The organism is Aeromonas sp. s10 (assembly GCF_040907975.1).
Taxonomy (GTDB): Bacteria; Pseudomonadota; Gammaproteobacteria; order Enterobacterales; family Aeromonadaceae; genus Aeromonas; species Aeromonas caviae.
On the sequence record NZ_JBFOCV010000012.1, the window covers coordinates 1 to 2,030 of the forward strand.

Here is a 2,030-nt window from a genome sequence, read left to right on the forward strand (position 1 = left end):
TTCACGTTGACGCTGGATCAGAACGGTCACTATGTCTTTACCTTGAACCAGCCGCTGGATCAGGGGAGCGCAGACAGTCTGCTCAAGGCGGGCTTCACCCTGACCGACAGTGACGGCGACACCGTCTCCTCGACACTGACCGTGGCCATCGGCGATGGGGCCAATCCGGTCATCAGCGCCGTGACCGGCACCGAGATGACGGAGGCGAACCAGGGGGACGGCGCCGTGGTGAGCGCCATGAGCTTCACCGTGAGCCACGGTGCCGATGCCTTGGCGCCCGATAGCCTCAAGTTCGATATCTCCGCCATTCAGCAGAGCCTGGATGGCAAGTACAGCAGCCACGGCAGCCCGGTGACCTTCACCCTGGATGCCAGCGGCGAGCTGGTGGGGACCAGCGCGGACGGCCGCGAAGTGCTGCGGGCCGAGCTGAGCCTCGTTGAGAACAACGGCAACTGGAGCGTCACCGCCAAGGTGACCCTGGGGGCCGAGCTGGATCACCAGGGGAGCGAATCCCTCGACCTGCCGCTCACCGTCACCCTGACCGACAAGGATGGGGACAGGGTCTCCACCGACTTGCCGCTCACCATCAAGGACGGCCATGCGCCGCACTTCGTGGCGGGCAGCGGGGTAGATCTGAACGAGAGCCGCCTCGATGGCAACAACACCCTGACGGAAACGGGACACTTTACCCTGGAGTCGGGGTCGGATCGGGTGAGTCAGGTCTCGTTCGCCGATCCGGCTTCCCAGCCCCCCCTGATGGCACTGGGTCAGCAGGTGAAATACGAACTGGTGGACGGGGATCCCGCCATTTCGGGCAACCAGATCCTCAAGGGTTATGTGGACGTGAACGGCGTGCGCGTCGAGGTGCTTCAGGTCGAACTGGTGGGCAAGCTGGACAATGCCGCCAGCAACACGTTCGACTACAAGGTGACCCTTTATCAGGGGGTGCACCAGAGCGGCGGTGACGGCAAGACGAGTCTGCCCCTCAAGCTCGACATCATCGACAGTGACAAGGGGGGCGGCAACAACGACAGCACCACGGGCACTCTGGACATCACCATCAGCGAGGGTGTCAGGCCGATCGTCAATGGGGTGACCATTGACAGCGTGACCCTGAGCGAGGGGCGCTTCGATGGCGCCGCCAATGGTGCGACCGCTGACGATCAGCTCATCACGGGCAAGGTGACGGTACAGGCCTACTCCGATCCCATCGTCGATGTGCGCCTGGTCCTGAGCGGTCAGGTCATGGACATCAACGGCAATCCCGTCACTCACAATGGCGAGCCCCTCACCTGGCAGGCCGTACCGGGCAGCAACGGCCACAGCTTCCAGGCAGTGACTGCGAGCGGCACCCTGGTGCTGAGCGTGACCCTGCCCAATGTGCCCGATAGCGTCGCGGCGCACACCAAGGTGGATTTCGATTATCAGGTGGTGACTCACACCAACCTGGATCACGGCGCGAACGACAGGCTCGATATTCGTGTCGGCATGCAGGTGACGGACAGCGATGGCACCGTCAGCAAGGGCGATACCGTCATCCATGTGACCGATGCCGCCGATCCTCACCTTGGCATCGACAGCGGGGTCACCTTGCAGGAAGGGGCCTCTGGCCAGACCCTGGATGGCCAGTTGCCGGTGAGCGTGGGGAGCGATCGCCTGGTGTCGCTCAATTTCGAGGCGAACCAGCCCGGCCTGAATGGCCTCACCAGCGGCGGCCAGCTGACCCACTATCAGGTCAACGGCAACGTCATCACCCTGCTTGATGCGGGCGGCAAGACCATTCTGACCGTGACCCTGGGGCTGGATGGCAAGTACCAGGTGGTGCTCGACGGCGTGCTGGATCAGCCGGTCAGCACCAACAGCGTCAACCTGGGGCTGCAAGTACAGGGCACCGACTTTGACGGGGACAAGAGCAACCTTGGCACCCTCAATATCCATATCACCGACGGCGTGCTGCCCCAGGTCGACCCCGTCTCCCTCACCCTGGTGGAGGACAGCGACTGGAGCGCGGCCCAGACCCTCACCGGGGA

At 63.6% G+C, this 2,030-nt stretch carries 1 pseudogene; it reads left to right on the top strand.

Annotated elements, in window-relative coordinates:
* Positions 1 to 2,030 (top strand): annotated as a pseudogene (locus AB5Y59_RS03735) (type I secretion protein); the annotation flags it as partial.